Genomic DNA, 22,352 nt, shown 5'->3' with positions numbered 1-22,352 from the left:
AATGATACTGGTATAGAATTACAATATTGATAATGAGAATCATCGTCAAAGTGGAAAAGCCTATATTTTGGCAGATATTCCTGCTATTTTCGCCAAATATCTCGATGTTTCTTCGTATTTCTTGATCAATCCCCAAAATTTGGACTCCAGAAACTGGAATTCAGAAAAAGGGAGACGATAGTCGAGCTATCGGCAAGAAGCGAGAAGATGAAGAAATGACGCCCTTTTTACCCGATCATGCTTGGCGACAATCAACTGTCGTTGCTAAGAAACTGGCATAATCTGCAAAAAAGTCAATCTGATTGACCTAGGACGAGATAATGGGAGGAAAACTAGGTAAATTTACAAAAAATAGATCAAATGCAGATTTTGTAAATTCAGCGTTAATATGATTATGATAATCATTATCAAAGGAATATTCATATCCACTATGGTCGAAGGTCGAAGTAGCACAGATTCCAGTGACGCTCCCTAAAGGAGCTTGTCAAAAGACATGGTGGAGCTTAGCGCCCGACTCGACTGATGGAAAGAATGGGGGAGTTATGTTGGAAACTGATCAAGCAGCCACTCCATGGCTGATTTCTCAACCTGAAGCGAAAGACACTATTCGTCTTTTCTGCTTGCCCTATGCAGGAGGAGGGGCATCAGCTTACCGAGGCTGGGCAAATGCGCTGCCCCGGGATATTGGGGTGTACCCTATCCAGCTTCCAGGAAGGGAGAACAGGATTGGGGAACAAGCTTTATGTGAAATGGAGGCGCTAGTGGAAGCAATCTCTCAGGCAATTTATCCGTATTTGGATCGCCCGTTTCTCTTTTTTGGCCATAGTTTAGGAGCGCGAATTGCTTTTGAGCTTGCACGAACTGTTCGAAGAAAATGGAAGCTCCAGCCTTGCCGCCTGATTGTTTCAGGAAGCCGAGCTCCGCACATACCAGAGCCACATCCTTTGCATCATTTGCCTGATGATGAGTTTGTCAGTGAACTGCGCCGTTTTTCCGGCACTCCCGAGGCAATTTTACAAAATAGGGAGCTCATGAACCTGTTTCTCCCGGTATTGCGAGCGGACTTTGCTGTAGACGAAACGTACGTGTATGCAGAGGAAGCACTCCTCAAATGCCCAATTTCTGCATTTTGCGGAACTGAGGACACGGAGGCGAATCGAGAGGAGATGGAAGCTTGGGAGGGTCATACCAGCTCTGATTTTACGCTTGAGATGATTGAAGGGGATCATTTCTTTTTGACAGCAAAAAGGGAGAGACTTATGCAATCCGTTACAAAAATCATTTCACAGCAAAAAGAACTAACGCTTCCAAGAAGAGACAGCTAATGAATGAGGATCGATCCAGCTAGAGAAATAAGGCGTCTTTTTTCGCCATGGCGAATAACGAAATGGCAGGGATCACAACTAACATTGTTTCAACAGATCGGGTATGCGCAAGAAGGCAATAGCCATAAAAGCGGGATAGGGGAGAATGTACGAACTACTTCCGCCCATCTTGTTTGTATAGTAGTGGCTTTTTGTCCAGAGCGCTATCGCATGCATCCCGACTGGAGGAGTGTTCAAGTGTCGGTGAAGGAATCTTCTCAGTACTCTGGTAATACAAATGCACTACGAACATGAATGTAAGCCAGAAAACCTGGCGGAATGAACGAAGGAAAAGTGAGAAATGGGAAGGGAATTCAGCGCTTTTTACCAATATCAAGAAAAATTGTGGCTGAAAACTATTGACAATGATTATCATTATCAATATCGTATTGTTAGACAAACCATCACGATCATGCAACCAGATTGACAGTACCCTGCATAATCCCGCTTTGGGTGCACAATGATTGACCCGCAGGTATTCAAGAGGAGGACATAATGAAAGCGACTACAGAATGGTTTGAGGATACTGCAAAAAAACGAACAACTCGGATTTTGGGAGCCAAAAACGCTTGGGCAGCAATTGCGCATATGGGCCCAACAATACCAGAATCGAGAAGCGCTAGTGGAAGGAGATAGCAGACTCACCTACAAAGAGCTTGACAGTCAGGTTGATGAGCTAGCTTCTGGTTTCATTCAGATGGGAATCAAGAAAGGGGACAATGTGGCTGTACAGCTTCCGAATCGGATTTCCTTCGTACTCACATGCTTTGCCCTCTTTCGCATTGGTGCTTTGCCGATATTGGTCTTACCTGCTCATAGAGAGGCTGAACTAGACGGAATTTTTACACTCGCCAAACCGGTTGCTTATATAATACCAACTACGTTTCTTGGCTTTGACTACACTAAACTGGCGCAACAATTGGTTAAAAAGCATCCGTCCGTCAAATTTGTCATGACTGATGGAGAAAGTGACATCGGCATCAATCTTGCTGATATCAGCGGGACCCCAGCAGAGCTGGATGTGCCTTCATACAAGGACACTGCTCTGTTGCTCTTATCCGGTGGAACGACCGGTACTCCTAAGCTCATTCCAAGAACCCATGCCGATTACGCATACAATGCAAAAGCAGCCGCAACGCGTTGCAAATTGACTCCGCAAAGCGTCTATCTTGCTGTTTTACCGATTGCGCATAACTTTCCTCTCTGCTGCCCCGGAATTCTTGGCACACTGTCTGCTGGAGGCAAAGTCGTGTTGTGTCAAACAACAAGCTGCGACGAAGCTTTTCCCCTTATTGAAAAAGAACGGGTGACGATCACTGCCCTTGTACCTTCTATTGTCCATGTATGGCTTGAAGTGCTGGAATGGGATACCTCCAACGATCTCTCAAGCCTTGAAGTTCTGCAGGTAGGCGGCTCCATGTTAGATGAAAATCTCGCAAAACGCGTCATTCATGAAATGAAGTGTAAGCTCCAACAGGTATTTGGAATGGCAGAGGGCCTCATCTGCTGCACATCGCTTGATGATCCAGAGTCTGTCATCACCAGTTGCCAGGGCCGTCCACTCTCCGATGCGGATGAGGTTCGAATTGTTGATGAATATGGAAATGACGTTGAGACAGGTGCATATGGGGAACTTATCGTTCGAGGCCCCTATACAATAAGCGGGTACTACAGAGCCCCGGAGCAGAACCGCGAGAGCTTTACTCCTGATGGCTTTTATCGTTCTGGCGACAAGGCAAGGATCACACCGGAGGGAAATTTCCAGATCGGGGGACGAATCAAGGAGCAAATTAACCGAGCGGGGGAAAAAATCATGCCTGCTGAAGTAGAGGCGTACCTGCGTATGCATCCAGATATCAAGGATGCTGCTCTGATTACTCTGCCAGACCCAACACTTGGTGAAAAAAGCTGCGCTTATGTCATCACTGACAATCAGGAAATCACCCTTGCTGATATTCATGCCTTTTTCCATGAAAAGGGAGTGGCGCGTTATAAGATGCCCGATCAAATCGAATTCATCGAGTACTGGCCGCTTACTAGCGTCGGTAAAGTAAATAAAGCCAAGCTCAAAGAATTAGCGACAGCGCCAAAGAGCCATGCAACGACGTGCGAGGTCTCCTATCTGGAGGAAACGATTGCTTTTGAGGGAGACGTTCATTTGGCAGCTTCACAAATTGTTGAGCAAGGTCTTTATGAAAACTATCTGCTTTATGAAAACGGAGATGAGCTGTCGTTGGGGATGGGGATTCATGCTCTTCTAACTGTAGATGGGCAACATACAACCCTAACCTATGACAACCAAACAATCCGTTTTGAAAATAACCTGCTAAGCGCAACAATTGACAAAGCATTTGCTTCTATACCGCTAAAAAACTGGCGTGCCTATGGAACTGTTAACTTTGGAATGGCCCGCTATTATCAGAATCTGCCATTACTGTCTGAAGCCGGTCGCCTTATTAAACTGTTTATTCCAGAGGTGGAAATTCGCTTTACCAAAGGCTCTATTCTGTTAAGAGCTCTACGTGAAGAAAAACGAAATGAATTCGCTGATTTACTACGAAAGCTTCGAGAGAATGGAAATGGACTCGACGACGAGAAAAATGCTCTTGTGCAAAGAGTGATCAGTCAAAAACTGGATGTTCCTGAGGTTAATACGTATGGCGCTGAAGCCTACATGCAAGGGGTAGCGGAGGCTGTTCGAGAGATTAAGGAGCGCAAATACCACAAGGTGATCCTATCTAGAAAAATTCCGATCCACCAAGAGCTTGATATGGTGGCTAGCTATATCGCAGGCAGAAGAGTAAACACTCCTGCTCGTTCATTTTTGCTTAGCCTCGATGGTTTACATGTGGCTGGCTTTAGTCCAGAAACGGTGGTTGAGGTTGATAGCAATGGATGGGTAAGTACCTTCCCGCTTGCAGGAACGCGGTCGCGTGGATGCAACGAGGACGAGGGAGACAAGCTTAAGGATGAGCTTTTAAATGATCCTAAGGAGATCGCGGAGCATGCGGTATCTGTAAAACTTGCCTTTGAAGAGCTAAAAAGCGTCTGCGATTCTACGACGATCTTCTTGAGTGATTTCATGTCTGTTGCCAGCCGGGGAACAGTTCAGCATATTGCTTCAAGATTGAAAGGGAAAATAAAGCCTGAGTTCAACTCATGGGATGCGTTCCGTGCACTGTTCCCTGCCGTCACTGCTTCTGGTATTCCAAAAAAAGAATCCATCGATGCCATAGGCAGACTTGAATCTGAACCGAGAAATCTCTACAGCGGTTGCGTCATGACCTTTGACAGCGATGGTGCAATGGACGCTGCTCTGGTGCTACGAACAATATATCAACAAAACAACAGTGCATGGCTACATGCCGGAGCAGGCGTGGTAGAGATGTCTTTACCAACCAGAGAGCTGGAAGAAACACGTGAAAAATTGAGCAGTTTTTCCAGGCAGCTGGTTGTATCCAGCCGTGAAGTGGAAAAAGTAAAACCAGTATAGGCATTGCCTGGGAAGGTGGTAACTCTGATGAAACATCTGCGCATTGACAGCCAATCCACAAGCCCTGCCTCCTCATTAAGCTATGAGGAGGTGCGGAGGCAGATTCAGGCTATGCTGCCTGCGCCTGTCGAGTTTCATGATGATCAGAATCTGATCGAGCTGGGATTGGATTCGTTACAAATGATGAGAATGGTCAATAAATGGCGAAAGGAAGGCGTGAAGGTTACGTTTGCTGAGCTGATCGCTTCCCCTCACCTGAGTGATTGGTGGGCGCTTCTGCAAAAAAACAGTCCGGCGCCTTCTTCCATAAATGACAATAATATAGCAGTCCAAGAACAAACAGTCCAAACACAAGAGGAGACGAATAGTCCTTTTGCGCTGACGGATGTGCAATATGCTTATTGGATTGGACGCCAAGATGATCAGCCTATGGGCGGAGTTGGATGCCATGCCTATCTGGAGATTGATGGATCAGGCGTGGAGCATGGACGTCTGCAAGCCGCATGGGAACAGTTATTCATGCATCATCCGATGCTTCGGGCAAGATTTTTGGCTGATGGACAGCAAGAGGTGCTGAGCACTCCTTATACAAAAACAGTGCCTGTTCATGACCTGCGTTTATATGCCGAGGATGAGCTCACCCTGAAGCTGGAGAGTATACGTGGCCGTCTGTCACATCGTCGTCTGGCGGTGGAGAAGGGAGAGGTAGCGGGTCTGGAGCTGAGTTTGTTGCCAGAGGGGCGTACCCGGCTGCATTTTGATATTGATTTGCTTGTAGCTGACGTGCAAAGCCTGCACATTCTGTTACGCGATCTAGCAGCGGCATATGCACGTGGCTGCCAACCAGCGGCACCTGCTCATTGGAGCTTTGCCAGCTATCTTCAGCATGAAACACAGCACCGGGCCTCAGACAGAAAGCAAGCCGCCCACTATTGGCAGGAGAGGCTGTCCACGCTACCAGGAGCGCCGGGCTTACCGTTGAAGGAAAAGCCGGAAATGATTAAGGCACCTGTTTTTACAAGAAGGAACTATTTCATGAAAGCTGAGGACTGGAAGCTTTTACAAAAACGATCCGCAGCCAAACGAGTCACACCGGCGATGGTACTGTTAACGGCATATGCAGAAATTCTTGATCGCTGGAGCACCCATTCGCAGTTTCTCATTAATATACCATTGTTTGATCGCCAAACCGGAGACGCTGGCATTGAAGAGGTTGTTGCCGATTTTACCAACCTGCTTTTGCTTGCCGTTGACCTACGTACCCGTCAATCATTCCTGGAGCGTGTTCATGCGGTGCAAGCACAGTTTCATCAGGATGTCGCTCACGCAGCTTATTCGGGCGTACAGCTTCAACGTGATTTGGCGAGAGTTCGCCCGGGAGAGCGGGATTTTGCCCCTGTGGTTTTCGCATGCAATTTAGGTACACCGCTCATCAATGAGGAATGCCGTCAGACTTTAGGACAGCTCTCCTATATGATTTCGCAAACGCCGCAGGTATGGCTTGATTTTCAGTCCTATGAAATGGATGGTGGCTTATTGCTGGCGTGGGATTCCGTCGATCAGCTATTTCCGGACGGCATGATTGACCAAATGTTTGCTGCTTTTGGCCAACTCATGGACTGGCTAGTTGCCCATGACAATGATTGGCAAGCTACACCAAAGCTTCTGCCTAATCTGGAGCAGCAAAGGCAGAACCAAGACAGTGAATCGTTACTCGCACAACAAGGTCAATGCCTGCACAGTGCATTCTTTACTCATGCTGCTACGAATCCGCAAGAAACGGCGCTGATTGATAGTCATACAGATACAAATATTTCGTATGGCGAACTATCTAGGTACGCGTTGCAGGTGGCGGCATTCCTTAAGGAACAGGGAATAAAATCGGGAGATCCTGTTGCCGTTACCATGCCGAGGGGAATCGATCAAATCGCTGCGGTGCTTGGCATTATGGCACTTGGTGGCTGCTATGTTCCGATTGGCACCGGACAACCGGCTACTCGTCGCGAGCGAATTCATAAAAAAGCAGACATTCGATACGTACTAACCGATGATGAATGGGCTCAAGCTTTGGAATGGCCAGAGGATGCCGTTGTATTGTCAATCGCGAACGCGGTAAGCATAGCTCCCTTGAGTGAGCCTGTCTCAATTGCTGGGGATAGTCCAGCTTATATCATCTTTACTTCAGGTTCCACTGGTGAACCAAAAGGGGTAGAAATCAGTCATTTTGGAGCATGGAATACGGTTGCTGACATTAACACGCGCTATCAGGTTGGTTCAACTGATCGTATCTTAGCGGTTTCCGCTCTTGATTTTGACCTTTCTGTCTATGACATATTTGGACTATTAAGCGTGGGCGGCTCTCTTGTGCTGATTACCGAGGAGACACGCCGTGATGCTGTCCATTGGGTTAAGCTGGTTGACAAGTATCAGATCACACTCTGGAATTCCGTCCCAGTACTGCTCGATATGCTATTAATCGCCGCGGAAAGCGGACAGTACGACAGCTTGCCGATTCGCTTAACAATGCTGTCCGGTGACTGGATTGGCCTTGATTTGCCACCGCGTCTGAAACGTGCAGCCCCGCATAGCGAGCTGGTAGCGATGGGGGGAGCTACAGAAGCATCCATCTGGTCTAATTTCTTCCATGTTACATTGCCGCTGCCAGCACATTGGACATCGATTCCTTATGGGCGTCCGCTGACCAATCAGGCGTATCGAGTGGTGGATGTCAAAGGAAGAGATTGCCCCGACTGGGTGGCAGGCGAACTCTGGATTGGAGGAGCCGGTGTCGCATTAGGCTATCGGGGTGATCCGGTGCTTACCGAAGAACGCTTTGTCAATTGGAATGGTTCCCGTTGGTATCGAACCGGTGATCTAGGACGATATTGGCCTGATGGCACGATTGAATTTCTCGGACGCCAGGATTTTCAGGTCAAAATCAGAGGACATCGCATTGAGCTGGGTGAGATCGAAACAGCCATGAAGCAGCATCCAGGTGTACGTGATGCAGTCGTCACAGCAGTGGGCGATTCTAGGGAAAACAAGCATCTGATTGGCTATGTGGTTCCAGAACAGGCAAACGAATCATCCTTGTATGACAGCGTAAGCGCTGATCTGAAACAGACCGAGGTACTTTGGGACCATGTAATGAAGGCAGGACGCGAACAAGAATGGATCAATGAGATTAGTCCAACAGATTTTCCTGTGTTTTGGGCCTATATGGAGCGCCTTGGTGTTCGCTATATTTGCCGTGCGCTGAGACAAGCAGGGGTAGATTTGCAGACAAATCAAAGCTACACGCTCGATTCTCTGATGCAGTATTGTAGCATTCAGCCTCGTTACTGCGAGTTGATCCGACAGTGGCTTCAGATATTGGCTGACGAGGGCATTGTCAGAATACAAGCACCGGACACATTCGCGATCGTTCAGACAATATCGGAAGAATGGCTTGAGGGGACACTGGAAAGCCATTTGCCTCCTGCATGGGAGGAGCATGCGCAAGCACTTTTGCGTTATCTCCAGCAAATGGACAACGCCAATGTTGCGCTTTTGACAGGAGAGCTTGATCCGCTGGCTTATTTCTTTTCAGATGAGCTGAGTATGACCCCAAATGATCTGATGCAAGCACTTCCTGGCACAAAGCACAGAAACAGCATTGCACAATCAATCATTGAAGATATTCAACATGGCCTGCAAAACAGATCTGAACCGCTGCGTATTTTAGAAATTGGGGCAAGGAGCGGAGCGTTAACCGAATCGTTACTAGCTTTACTGGGCTCTGATGCAGCCCTTTATACATGCACGGACAACTCGACCTTCTTTACAAGTGCGGCAAAAAATAGATTCAGGGAGTATTCGTTTGTGCATTATCAGTTGTTGGATATCGACCAGAATCCATTGGATCAGGGCTATGATGCGCATCAGTATGACGTCATTATCGCCTCGGATTCTCTGCATCGTGCACGTAATATTGAAACGGCTCTTTTACATATGCAATCCCTTCTCGCTCCTGGAGGCTTGCTGATTTTGCTGGAAATGACGCGCAATAGTCGTTTGCAGCAAGTAAGTACAGGGTTCCTTGAGGACGGATTTATCCATTTTGAAGACGAAAGACATGCAGAACAGCGACCGCTTTTATCTGTTGAAAAGTGGCAACAATTATTGCAGGAACAAACCTTCACGCAGGTTGCCTCCTTCCCAGAGCAGAATGATCCGGCAAGTGTCTTTGGCCAGCATGTAATCGTAGCGCAGGCGCCGCTTCATGTTACACAATTCAATCCGGTTAAGCTATCTGGTTTTTTGAGCCAAAAGCTGCCTGATTACATGGTACCATCAGCTTTCATACTATTGAGCGAAATGCCACTCACTTCCAATGGCAAGGTGGATCGACAAGCACTGCCGACCCCTGACAAGCTGATCAAGGCTAAGGCGGAAAAAGCTTATACAGCTCCGAGGACGCCAATTGAAACAGACCTTGCGGCGATCTGGTGCCAGCTTTTTGAAATGGATCGTGTTGGTATTACGGATAACTATTTTGAATTGGGCGGAGATTCTCTTTTGGCTACCAAATTAGGTGCTCTGGTACGCAGCAGGTTTGAGGTAGAGCTGTCATTGGGGCGGATTTTTGAAAAGCCTACGATTGCAGGGATGGCAGGGCAAGTCCAGACGCTTATGGACCAGAGAGGGCAGCATGACGATTCGGCGGAAGCCCTACCACAAATCGTCCCGATGCCACAGGATCGGAACCAGCCTTTCCCATTGACCGATATCCAGCAGGCGTATTGGGTTGGTCGAAGCGGTCTTTACGCATTGGGCAATGTCTCCACTCATTGTTATTTTGAGATTGAAGGACAAAATTTAGACCTTGAGCGGATCAATCGTGCTTGGCAGAGACTGATTGATCACCACGAAATGATGCGGGCTGTCATCATGCCGGATGGCTGGCAGCAACGAATTTTAGAGGATGTTCCAGCCTATCTGATTACTGTCAATGACTTGCGAGGCAAGGCCCCTGAAGAGGTCCAAGCCGAATTGAAGCAGATTCGGGAAGAAATGTCGCATCAGGTGCTTTCTACAGACGTGTGGCCTTTGTTTGACGTAAGGGCTTCCCGCTTTGGAGAAGAGCGCGTTCGTCTGCATATCAGCTTTGACAACCTGATTTTTGACGGGTGGAGCATGTTTCATCTTCTGAGCGAATGGACTAGGCTCTATCATGAGCCGGATGCACCGTTGGCGACATTAGAATTGTCATTTAGGGATTATGTTCTTGCCTTGGAAGAGCTTAAGGCATCTGAGCTGTATCAACGCGATCTCGATTATTGGATTGCGCGATTGCCTGATTTGCCTCCTGCTCCTCAGCTACCTTTGGCTCAAAGTCCAGAATCTCTTACTGAACAACGATTTAGCCGTTTGGAAGCAAAGCTGTCTAAACAAGCGTGGCAGAAGCTTAAAAAGCGGACGGCGGAGGTTGGACTTACACCTTCAGGAATTCTACTGACAGCTTATGCTGAAACGCTTGGGGCTTGGAGCAAGAGCTCCCGCTTTACAATTAATCTGACACAATTTAACCGACTGCCGCTTCACGCACAAGTTAATGATATCGTAGGAGATTTCACTACATTGACCTTGCTGGCTGTGGAGCTTTCCAAAGGCAAAACATGGTTGGAGCGAGGACGGAATTTGCAGCAGCAGCTTTGGAGCGATTTGGATCACCCGTATGTTGGAGGTGTTCAGGTACAACGCGAATTGGCAAAGCAAACGGGTGAGCATCATGGTGTCACGATGCCGGTTGTCTTTACGAGTGCTCTTGGGGTTAACCAGTGGAGCGGTAGCGAGACAGATGGAAAATGGCTGGGCAAGCTCATGTATAACATTACGCAAACACCGCAAGTATGGCTCGACCATCAGGTGGTTGAGCAAGACGAGGAACTGCTCCTGATTTGGGATGCGGTAGAGGGTCTGTTCCCTGAGGGAATGCTTGCTGACATGTTCAGTGCTTATTGCCAATTGCTACAGCGTCTGACTGACGATGAGGCGATATGGCAGAAAGAGACGTCTAGTCTTATTTCTGTTCCGCGTTTAGAGGCAAGGATTGAGGCCAACGATACAGATGCGCCTGTATCTTCAGAAACGCTCACTGGACGATTTGCAAAACAAGCGGTTCAGCAATCGAACCATCCAGCCGTCATTTCTGCCAATCGGACTTTGACGTATGAGGAGTTATCCCTCTCTGCCGATACAATAGCTAATTTGTTGCAGGCAAAGGGAGCCAAGCCCAACACATTGGTTGCTGTTGTGATGGAGAAAGGCTGGGAGCAGGTTGTGGCAACGCTTGGGATTCTGAAGTCTGGTGCGGCGTATCTGCCTATCGATCCAGCGCATCCTGAGGAGCGTCGTTCACAGCTATTGCGTGACGGACAAATTCGCATTGTGCTTACTCAGTCTTGGCTGGATGAGCAATTGAGCTGGCCTGAGGACGTTGAACGACTGTTAGTAGATCAGATGCCAGCAAGGGATGAGGCAATGAGCCTACTGCCGTTTGCAGGGCAGCCGGAAGATTTAGCCTACGTGATTTACACCTCAGGGTCAACAGGTTTGCCAAAAGGGGTTATGATCGACCATCGAGGCGTTGTTAACACGATTGAAGATGTGAACCAACGTTTTTCTGTAGGACCACAAGATCGTGTACTGGCCCTTTCCAATCTGAATTTTGACCTATCGGTGTACGACATTTTCGGCATGCTGGCAGCAGGTGGAACGATCATCATGCCGGAAGCAGACAAGTCCAAAGATCCTGCCCACTGGATTGAATGGATGAAGCAGGAGCAAGTGACAGTCTGGAACACGGTTCCAGCGCTGATGCAGATGCTGATCGAGTATGCTTCCGGAAGAAATGTAGAACTGCCACAAACATTGCGTCTGGTTCTGTTGAGCGGTGACTGGATTCCATTAGATTTGCCAGACAAGATTAAGGCTTATTTCCCGCAAGTACAGGTGATCGGTTTGGGTGGAGCCACAGAGGCGTCGATCTGGTCGAATCTGTATCCGATCAAAGACATTGACCCAAGCTGGAAGAGCATTCCTTATGGTCGTCCGATGATCAATCAACGCTTTTATGTGCTTAACGAATGGATGGAAAATTGTCCGGTATGGGTGCCAGGACAGCTTTATATCGGTGGAATCGGCCTTGCAAAAGGCTACTGGCAGGATGAAAGCAAGACGAATGACAAGTTCATCAATCATCCTCATACAGGTGAACGTCTCTATCGTACAGGCGATTTGGGTCGTTACTTGCCTGATGGCAATCTAGAGTTTCTTGGTCGGGAAGACTTTCAGGTGAAAATCCGCGGTCATCGGATTGAACTAGGAGAGGTTGAAACGGCTCTGAAGCGTCATGACGGAGTGAAGAACGCGATCGTTGCAGTACCGGACGCATCAGGCGAGGAGAAACGCTTGGTGGGGTATGTGGTACTTGATCAGCAAAGAGGAGCGGAGTTGTTGGAAACCGAGCAGGCAGATCCGGCTGATTGTGAATCACGCTGGCAGGAAATCAGCAGTGCTGGTCAGCTACAGGCCGCCCAAGTCCCTGATTCTATGGATGCTGAGGCAATCGCGCGGTTCCTCCATGAGGCAGACCGTGTAAGCTCTGCCTTTATATGCCGCATGCTGGATGAGATGGGGATGTTCTCAAGTCAAGGAGAGCGTTATTCCATAGGTGATCTGGTGCGCCAATGCAAGATTCATCCGCGTTACAAGACCTTGCTGCTTCACTGGCTTAATGTGCTTATGGAAGAAGGGCTACTCGTAAAAAATGAGGACGGAACATACCAAAGTCTCCGTTCGTTACGCGAGGGGCTAGCTACATTCACTCAGGATAACGCGTTGTCGGTTTCACCTGTAGGTACGGAAGCAGTACAGGCTCTAGAAGATCATTTTTCGCGAGACTCTTCATTGTTTATGAATCTTTTAACAGGCAAGCTTGATCCACTTGAGCTTTTCTTTACAGAAGATGCTTCGTTGACACCAGCAGGCCTGAATAGGTTTGACTTTACGCGCGAGTATTACGGCAATCTTGCTAAAGAGGTGTTTTGCACGATAGTGAACAGCTACCCATCTGACAAAGAGCTGCGGGTGCTAGAAATCGGTACACGAGTCGGAGGTTTGACACCAACGCTTGTTTCCGCTTTGCCTGTGGAGCGTACTCGATATGTCTACGCTGACGAGTCTGCCTTTTTTACAGATAGGGCAAAACTGGAGTGGGGAGAGCAGGCGCCACTTGAATACGGATTGTTTGACATGAATACAGCGCCGCTATGGCAAGGCTATGAGCCGCATTCTTTCGATGTAATTGTCGCAGATAATACTCTCCATCGCTCACGAAACCTGGACAAGACACTTGAGTACCTGAGAGGAATGCTGGCACCGGGTGGAGTTCTGCTCCTAGTAGAGTCAACTCGCAATAGCCGACTTATGCTGACCACTGTCGGGTTCTTCGAAGATGGATTCAGTCATCTAGAGGATGAGCGTAAGGCGAATTATCTTCCTTTATTAGCGCCGGATCAATGGTGCACGAGATTGGAGAGACAGGGCTTTTCACATGTACGGGCATTCCCGCAAAACAATCAGGTCGCAGCAAAATTCGATCGACATCTCATCGTGGCACAGGCACCTGAATCAGGTAAGGTGTTTAGACCAGAAAAATTGTCCGATTGGATGCAGAAAATGCTACCTGACTACATGGTGCCAACCGAGTATGTGCTGCTTGATAAGCTACCTCTTTCAGCCAATGGAAAAGTAGATCGTAAAGCACTTGCAAAGCTCGGCGGGAAGAAGGAAAGCTTGCCGAAAAAAGCACATGTTGCACCTTCCACACAGACTGAAATCAGCATAGCCAGTGTTTGGGAAGAGGTGTTGAATTGTAGCCCGATTGGGATACATGACAGTTTCTTCGCACGGGGCGGGGATTCGTTACGTGCCATTCAATGCATCAATCTCCTAAAAGAGCGATATCAAATTGAATTGTCTATGCAAACTCTTTTTGAGTATTCCACGATTTGCATGCTTGCTGAGTTCATTGACGCAAGTGCTTCAGCGACTGAACAGCTTGCAGCAAATTATGACGAGGGAACCATTTGATTTACTAGAACTGACCTGCGTTGTCTTCAAGGAGAATGAACAAGGAAACAGCGACTTTTTGGCAATCGTCAGCCTTGTCTTCTCTTTGAAGGCTAGCGCAAAGAATCAGGCTGGAAAGGGAGAGAGACCATTGGATAAAAAAACGATTGGCATTCTGGGAGCTAGTGGAACCGTAGGCAAAGAAGCCGTTCAGACCATTCTTGCGTTTACGAACCATCATGTAGTGTTAGGAGGCAGAAATCCGGAAAAGCTTGGTGACCTTTTTAAGGGGATGGAAGAGAGGATTGAATGCCTGCAAGTAGATGTTTTTAACGAGGAACAGCTTCATCGCTTTTGTAGCCCATGCGATATCGTCATCAATTGTGCTGGGCCTTCCAAGCAAATTGTCGATACAGTCGCCTCTGCGTGCATAGCCCATGCCGTCCATTATGTAGATGTTTCAGGAGATGAGCATCTCTATCGTCAATTGCTAAAGAGACAGAATGAGATCACTGAGAAGGGACTGCTGTTTATCATTTCAGCAGGGGTTTACCCCGGGTTAACGGAAATCTTCCCGGCCTACATCGCTGAAAACGATTTTGAAGAAGTCGATTTTCTGGAATTGTTTTTTGCGGGTCAGGGCGATTTTTCCTTGAATGCAGCCTACGACATTGTGTGTAGCATTGAGGAAGATACCGGGTTAGGTATGACCTATTGCAAGCATGGGAAAGCCCATAAAATAGATGGCTCGTTTCATCGAAATTATGAATTGCCGCTTCCGGCAGGCAAACGTGACACTTATCCGGTCTTAACTCAGGAATTCCGTCAAATGGCTAAACAAAAGAATATATCATCCGCCTATTTTTACAATAGCTTTCAAAACAATTCTGTCCTGAATCAATTTGTGATGATCAAGGCTTTGCAGCAATACAAAACAGAAGAAGAGAAAAAGGCTTCAGCCAAACTGCTGGTTGAGCAGTTCAATACAAAGAAACAGGGTGTTGAGGACTTCACTATGTTTCATCTGATTGCCACCGGTAACCGTAGCAGTAAAAAAATGCGGCTGGTTTCAACCCTTTTGTATCCGGGAGATTGGAATCGGTTATCGGGCATCATTGCCGGAACGGTAGCTCGTTTGATCGCAAAAGATAAGAGTGCCAACTCAGGTTGCTTCTTTGTGGCAGAAGGCGTATCGGCGACAAGTCTGATCGATGCTTTATGCGAGCAGACGATTGACCTTACGCATTCATTAATCGAAATAAAGTAGAGGTGGCATATGATAGAGAATCGTAGGTTGCGTACCGTGGTATGTGGTTCCCGATTTGGACAGTTCTATCTGGAGGCTGTTAAAGCATTGCCAGAACAGTTTGAATTGGTAGGTTTATTGGCAAAGGGCAGCGAGCGCTCCCGAAATTGCGCAGAACGTTACGGTATTGAGTTATATACAGATATTGAACAACTTCCTGACGATATTGATCTTGCTTGCGTTGTAGTACGCTCCACAGTCATGGGCGGCAATGGCACTGAAATGTCGCTTAAACTGCTGGCTCGCAACATTCACGTCATTTCTGAACAGCCAATCCATCACAAAGATTTAGCTCTTTGCCTCAAGGTAGCACGACAGCATGGCGTACATTTCAAGACGGGAGATCTCTATGTGCATTTGCCTGCTGTGCGCCGGTTTATTGCGTGCGCCCAGACAATGCTAAAACAACAACCAGCCCTATACATTGATGCTGTGTGTGCCACTCAGGTTTCTTTCCCTCTGATGCACATCCTGCAAGAAGCATTGCCGACCATTCGTCCATGGAAAATCAGTCATGTCATCAAGGATGAGGGACCGTTTCAAGTGCTAACCGGCCTGCTTGGAAAAATTCCGATTACCCTGCGGGCCCATAATGAGGTTGATCCACATGATCCGGACAACCATCTTCATTTACTGCATCGGGTAACAATTGGCGTGGCAGGTGGCAGTTTGTCACTTACAGATACGCATGGTCCTGTTGTGTGGCAGCCGCGTTTGCATGTTCCGGATCTTCCGAACATTCATGAGCAACTGTCAGCGGCACCGCCCGAACACCTGCTTGGAAATAGCACGCAAATATTGGGACCAGCAGAGCCTACCAGCTATAAGGACATTCTTATGACACAGTGGCCCCGGGCCATTGGCAGGGATTTATTGGCAATGCGGGAGATGATCTTTGGGCAGGTTGACAAGTCTTCTATGGATACGCAAGCGCAACAGGAGCTTTTATGCTCTCGTCAGTGGCAGGATTGGACTCAGGCATTGGGATATCCAGTGCTGCGCTCCAACAGCAGTCATCAACCGTTGTCGATAGAGTCTTTACAAGAAGCTGCCTTGAGTATTGCAGAAGATGCATGCGATCATACCGAGTCATCAATCGAACCTTTGACTAAAAACGATGTATTTTCTTGCACAGCGTATGCTGAGAAAGAATTGAGAGGGATTGATGCTGAACAAGTGAGAATGTGCGTTGAACGACTAGATGAAGCAACTTTATCTTCCATGCTGTTTGCCTTGCAATCGCAAGGAGCGCTTATAACAGATGAACAGGAATACAGAATCGAAGACATTTTCTCTGCCGCGAAGGTAGCTTCACGTCATCAGCCTGTTATTATGCGTTGGCTACAGATATTGACGGATCGCGGTTATATAACGCAGTCCGATAGAAAGTATCAATGCTCGATTCAGATGACAGCAGATGAGGTGCAGCGTCGCTGGGAGTTAGTTAAGGAAGCATGGAACGGAAAACTTGGCTCTCCGATGGTCGTCGACTATCTCATGGCTAATGCAGATAAACTCCCGGAGCTGATGAACGATAGTCAACAGGCCGCACTGTTATTATTTCCCGAGGGACGCATGAATGTTGCTAATGCTCTGTATCGGGATACGCTTATAGCAAGGTATTTAAACAAATCGGTAGCAGAAGCGGTGATGCGAATCGCTGCTATCAAACAGGCTACTTCCTCTTCTATGTCTACTGCCTCTAAGGCTTCCCTCCGCATTTTGGAGGTAGGCGCCGGGACAGGAGCAACCACTGATGTAGTTGTGGAACGGCTGAATGCATCTGTTTTCAAACAGCTGAATCTGGATTATCTGTATACAGATGTGTCTCACTTTTTCTTATCAACAGCTCGTGAACGCTTCAAAGATTACCCTTGGATGCGATTCCAGACTGTCGATATTGACAAAGATCTGTTTGAGCAGGGATTGACACCAGAAAGCATCGATATCGTTATTGCGGCAGGCATGCTCAACAATGCGCGCGACACGGATCAGGTCATCCGCAATCTCATGCAAAGTCTTGTTCCGGGAGGATGGCTGGTCATTACAGAGCCTACTCGGGAATTTGTGGAGATGCTGATTTCACAGGCCTTCATGATGACTCCTCCCGAGGACGATCGGAAAAACACGCAATCAACCTTCATGTCTGTTCAGCAGTGGACTGATGTCATACAGGGCGCAGGTGCCAAGGAATTTGTCATACTGCCAAACGAAGAGCATCCGCTCGCTCCTCTGGGACAAAAGCTATTTATTGTAAGGAAGGAAGCGGATGCTGACGTATAGCAGCATTGCTGTAGCGTCATCCATCTATAACGAAATGGTCAAGCTCAAAAAATAGGAGTGTGTACATATGCCCCAAAACCTCAAGACGAATTGTGCCGAGTTGCTGACGCGCCTTCGCAATGAAGGAATTTTTCTATGGGAAGAAAATGGAAGTCTGCGCTACAGAGCACCCAAAGGAACGCTTGCAGCCGGCGATTTACAAGCGCTAAAAGAGCATAAAGGAGATATTTTGGCTCTATTGCGTGCCGAAAAACGACCAGTGACGGTCATATCTGATCCTCAAGCCCGGTTTGAACCTTTCCCGCTGACAGATGTGCAGTCAGCTTATTTGCTGGGACGCCATGATCTGTTTGGTTACGGAGGTGTGGCATGCCACATCTATTTGGAACTAGACTATCCCATGCTCGATCATAAACGAACGCAGGAAGCTTGGAATCTGCTCATAGCACGCCATGATATGCTACGGGCAACGATCGATCAAAATGGAGAGCAGCGCGTCCTGGAGAGTGTACCGCACTTCGAAGTGGCTTATACCGACACCAGCGGCTTGACTGAACAGGAGGCAGCAGCCAGACTTGGGGACATTCGTGAAAAAATGGGGCATCGTATTTACGATACAGCTCGTTGGCCCTTGTTTGATATTGGCGTGACCAAAATGAGTGATAATACCGTGCTTCATGTATCCATGGAATTTCTCATCGCCGATTGGGCGAGCATCTGGCTACTATTGGCGGAATTTGAGATGCTCTACAAAGAGTCAGAACGAACGTTGCCTGAGCTATCCCTTACATTCCGTGATTATCTACTCGCCGAGCGCAGCTTAAAGGAAACAACGGCGTACGTCAGGGATAAAGAGTATTGGCAACAACGAATGGATACTTTGCCCCAAGCTCCAGACCTACCTTTAACTAGACAGCTCGAAAACGCAGGAGAGGCACGCTTCCATCGCCGATTCATCCGACTGGACAAAACGGCCTGGGATAGGTTCAAGCAACGAGCTCAAAAACGTGGATTGACACCAACAACTGCTGTGATGACTGCCTATGCCGCTGTGATTGAACGATGGAGTCGAAACAGTGCTTTTTGTCTGAATCTAACGTTATTAAACCGGCAGCCCTTACATAAGCAAGTCCATGATATTGTCGGTGATTTTACATCGGTCAATTTGCTTGCCGTAGACTGGAATGCGGAGCGCTCCTTCCAAGAACGAGCGCGTACCATTCAAAAACAGCTATTTGAAGATTTGGATCATCGCTTGTTTTCTGGTGTAGAGGTTATGCGAGAAATGGCACGCAGGCGGGGACGTGAAGCTGCTTTGATGCCTGTAGTGTTTACTAGTGCGATCGGGCTTGTTGAACCCTCGGAAGGCAGCCAGCTAACAGGTAAAATCTCCGGGTACGGCATCAGCCAAACGCCGCAGGTTTTCATTGATTGTCAGGCTATGGATAGCTCAGCAGGGCTGCAGGTCAACTGGGACGTGCGAGAGGGTGTCTTCCCAGATCAAATGGTTGACGACATGTTTGATGCGTTTGCAGAATTGCTTCATGCGCTGGCTAGAACCGAGCAAGTCTGGGAGACAGAGGATGTGATTACATTACCTGTCTGGCAGATTGCAGAACGCAACAGTGTCAACGCGACAGCGGCTCCCTTGCCGGACTATTGCCTGCACGAGCAAATCGTAAAGCAAGCATTGGCAAATCCAGACCGCCCTGCCGTGTTTGACAGCGAAGGTCACATGACATACGAAGAGCTGGTGAAACGTGCTTTTGCTGTGGCTAACAAATTAAAAGAGCATGGCTGCAAAGATCAGGATCGCGTTGCTATCGTGATGGACAAATGCGCACATCAGGTTACAGCAGTGCTGGGTGCTTTACTAGCTGGGGCTGTTTACGTTCCATTTGACATAAAGCAGCCGGAATTACGTCGTCAGGCTATGCTGGAGCAAGCGAATGTCCGCTTCGTCTTAACGATGTCCACAATACAACTGCCATTGCCAAGCAACCTGCAAACAATTGAAGTGGATAACGTTGAGCCATATCAGGATAAGCTGATCCAATCACCAGCAAATCCGGACTTACCAGCTTATATCATCTACACCTCTGGTTCCACTGGTCAGCCAAAAGGGGTTGTCATTAGTCACCGCGCAGCAGTCAATACCATTGCGGACATCAATCGCCGCTTTACTGTCAACAATGAAGATCGTGTGCTGGGGCTTGCTCAACTAAGCTTTGATCTGTCCGTCTATGATATCTTTGGCCCGCTGTCCGTTGGTGGTGCATTAGTTTATCCGAGTGCCGATCGACAGACCGACCCATCTCACTGGGCCGAGCTAATGGTTGAGCATGGGATTACCGCGTGGAATTCGGTACCAGCCTTAATGCAAATGCTGGTCACTTATTTAGATTCTGAACCTAGCATACATGTACCAGCATTGCGTCTGGCCCTGCTTTCCGGTGACTGGATTCCTCTGACGCTGCCTGACATGATGCAAAAAAGAATGCCTTCTGTACAAATCGTCAGTCTGGGTGGGGCTACAGAGGCCTCCATTTGGTCAAATTACCATATATATAAAGGTCTTGAAGCTGACTGGAGCAGTATTCCTTACGGTCTGCCGCTCGCAAATCAGGGATTCCGTGTGTTAGATTCACAAATGCGTGATTGCCCCGTGTGGGTGACGGGAGAGCTGTATATTACTGGACATGGCTTGGCCGAGGGCTATGCGGGTGATCCGGCACTTACACAGGAGCGATTTTTGCTGCACCATGCGGATGGAGAGCGGCTTTATCGTACCGGAGATTTAGGGCGCTACACCCCCGGCGGTGAAATCGAGTTTCTGGGCCGCGAGGATAACCAAGTCAAAATCAGAGGACATCGGATTGAGCTTGGTGAAATTGAGTCCGCTCTACGTAAGCATCCTGCCGTCGCCGCAGCTGGCGTCGTGCTAGATAGTACGAGCGATGAACAAGTGTTGCTGGGCGTTGTGGAAGCCGAGCGCCAAAAAGACCGGAATCCTGAAGCAGAAAATGCCGAATTTACAATGCTGGTAAACGGGATCGGCGAGCAAGCTAGCGCTGTAGCAGATCGACTAAGTAAAGCGGAAATCGAGTCGGCGATGGCTGACCTTGATCAGGCAGTGCTCCATTCCATGCTAGCCGCGCTGCAAAAATTAGGATTCTTTACCAATGGTGAAAAGTATTCAATGGAAGACATTCTGCAATCTGACCGAATCCTTCCCAATTATCAGTGGATTGTGCGACGCTGGATCGCAAAGCTGACAGAAGCTGGCATGCTGCTTGAGCACCCTGAAAAACAGTTCAGTTGCTCGATACTGCAAAACGCTAAGACGGTAGATGAGTATTGGACACAGGCAGAGACAGCGTGGACAAACATGCTTCAAACAGCGGGCTTTACTGCCTATGTGCGAAAAAATGCAGAAAAGCTGCCGGAGCTTCTAAGTGGTCAGCAGGATGCGGTTTCCTTACTATTCCCTGAGGGTAAGCTCGACCACGTACGCTCCTTGTATGTTGAACATGTCATGGCTAACTATCTCAATCAGTGCATGTGCGCACTTTTACAACGCATCGCCCAACAGCAGACCGGCAAGACCTTGCGGATTTTGGAAGTCGGAGCGGGTACCGGTGCAACAACAGAGAACGTCTTAAAGGCGCTGGAAGGCTTTGATGTCGAATATGTATTTACAGATGTTGCTGCCTTTTTCATTCCGGGAGCTAAAGCCCGTTTTGGACAATACCCAAAAATCCGCTTCGGAGTTTTTGATGTAGACAAGGATTATCGAGCACAGGGATTGGTTCCTAACAGCTTTGATGTGGTGCTGGCTGCTGGGGTATTGGAAAACGCACGTGATATTCCGGCAAGCATGAACAGGCTGAAAGAACTCATTTGCCCTGGAGGCTGGCTCGTATTTACGGAACCAACTGTGGAGCACTTATGGATACTGGCTTCGCAGGCGTTTATGATGATGGAGCCGGGCGATCTGTTGCGAGCCGAGACTTCTTATCTGGACCATGGAGGATGGATGCAACTGCTACAGGAGGAAGGGGACGAAAATGTTTTATCGTTGCCTGAAGAAAATGACAAGCTCTCTTCTCTAGGCTTCCATCTATTTGCCAAACGTTTTAAACAGGACAGATTGCCAGTGAGAGCGGAAGAGCTGGAAAGCTTCCTTTCCTTGCATCTTCCCGCCTATATGCTTCCTTCCCATCTGCAAATTGTAGATGCTCTTCCACTTACCGGAAACGGCAAGATAGATCGGCGTGAATTGGCAAAATGGCGACCTGCATCGACTGTACAAAATACCATAGCAGAAACAGAAGAGGCTGGTCTGGACATGCTGGAGGAACAGCTTGCTCAAGTCTGGGCGGAAGCATTGGGTATTTTTAGAATCGGCAGAACGCAAAGCTTTTACAAACACGGCGCTGATTCACTCATCATGGCGCAAGTCGCAGGAAAGCTACGTGACAAATTGGCTGAGGACCCAACACACGAGGAAATTCCTTTTGATGCCCTGCTCAGACAAATGCTGAACTATCCAACCGTGGCTGCATTGGCAGAATTCATACGCTTACGCAGTTCAGAAGGAAAACAAAATCATAATCAGGAAGTTTCTTGGCCAAAAATTCAGGGCAATTCAAGCAATGCTGTCATTATTCCATTTGGGGGCGGGGAGACAGGACCACTGAGAGTTGTGTTCCACGCTGTCTTGGGTATATTGAGCGATATTGCGACCTTGATCCGTCCGAACTCATCGAGGCAGTTGCGGACGATTATGCGG

Annotated in this window: 6 protein-coding genes and 1 pseudogene; all 7 read left to right on the top strand. The window is 48.0% G+C overall.

Annotated elements, in window-relative coordinates:
• Positions 1 to 542: 542 nt before the first annotated feature.
• On the top strand, positions 543 to 1,325 hold the full coding sequence (locus AYJ08_RS16025; protein WP_064018557.1) for a thioesterase II family protein: 783 nt from the start codon (positions 543 to 545) through the stop codon (positions 1,323 to 1,325).
• Between the two features lie 3 nt (positions 1,326 to 1,328).
• Positions 1,329 to 1,619, top strand: a complete 291-nt coding sequence (locus tag AYJ08_RS16020) for a hypothetical protein (protein ID WP_064018556.1) — start codon at positions 1,329 to 1,331, stop codon at positions 1,617 to 1,619.
• Between the two features lie 240 nt (positions 1,620 to 1,859).
• Positions 1,860 to 4,857, top strand: a pseudogene (locus tag AYJ08_RS16015) (salicylate synthase).
• A gap of 27 nt (positions 4,858 to 4,884) precedes the next feature.
• On the top strand, positions 4,885 to 13,992 hold the full coding sequence (locus tag AYJ08_RS16010) for a non-ribosomal peptide synthetase (RefSeq protein WP_064018555.1): 9,108 nt from the start codon (positions 4,885 to 4,887) through the stop codon (positions 13,990 to 13,992).
• On the top strand, positions 13,973 to 15,238 hold the full coding sequence (locus AYJ08_RS16005; RefSeq protein ID WP_231929124.1) for a saccharopine dehydrogenase family protein: 1,266 nt from the start codon (positions 13,973 to 13,975) through the stop codon (positions 15,236 to 15,238). Before AYJ08_RS16010 ends, AYJ08_RS16005 begins: the two co-directional genes overlap by 20 nt.
• A 9-nt stretch (positions 15,239 to 15,247) precedes the next feature.
• On the top strand, positions 15,248 to 17,560 hold the full coding sequence (locus tag AYJ08_RS16000) for a bifunctional Gfo/Idh/MocA family oxidoreductase/class I SAM-dependent methyltransferase (RefSeq protein ID WP_064018554.1): 2,313 nt from the start codon (positions 15,248 to 15,250) through the stop codon (positions 17,558 to 17,560).
• A gap of 67 nt (positions 17,561 to 17,627) precedes the next feature.
• On the top strand, positions 17,628 to 22,352 hold a 4,725-nt coding region (locus tag AYJ08_RS15995; protein WP_231929123.1), incomplete at its 3' end, for a non-ribosomal peptide synthetase.

Source organism: Brevibacillus sp. SKDU10 (assembly GCF_001645205.1).
Classification (GTDB): domain Bacteria; phylum Bacillota; class Bacilli; order Brevibacillales; family Brevibacillaceae; genus Brevibacillus_B; species Brevibacillus_B halotolerans.
This window is presented reverse-complemented; position numbering and strand designations above follow the sequence as displayed.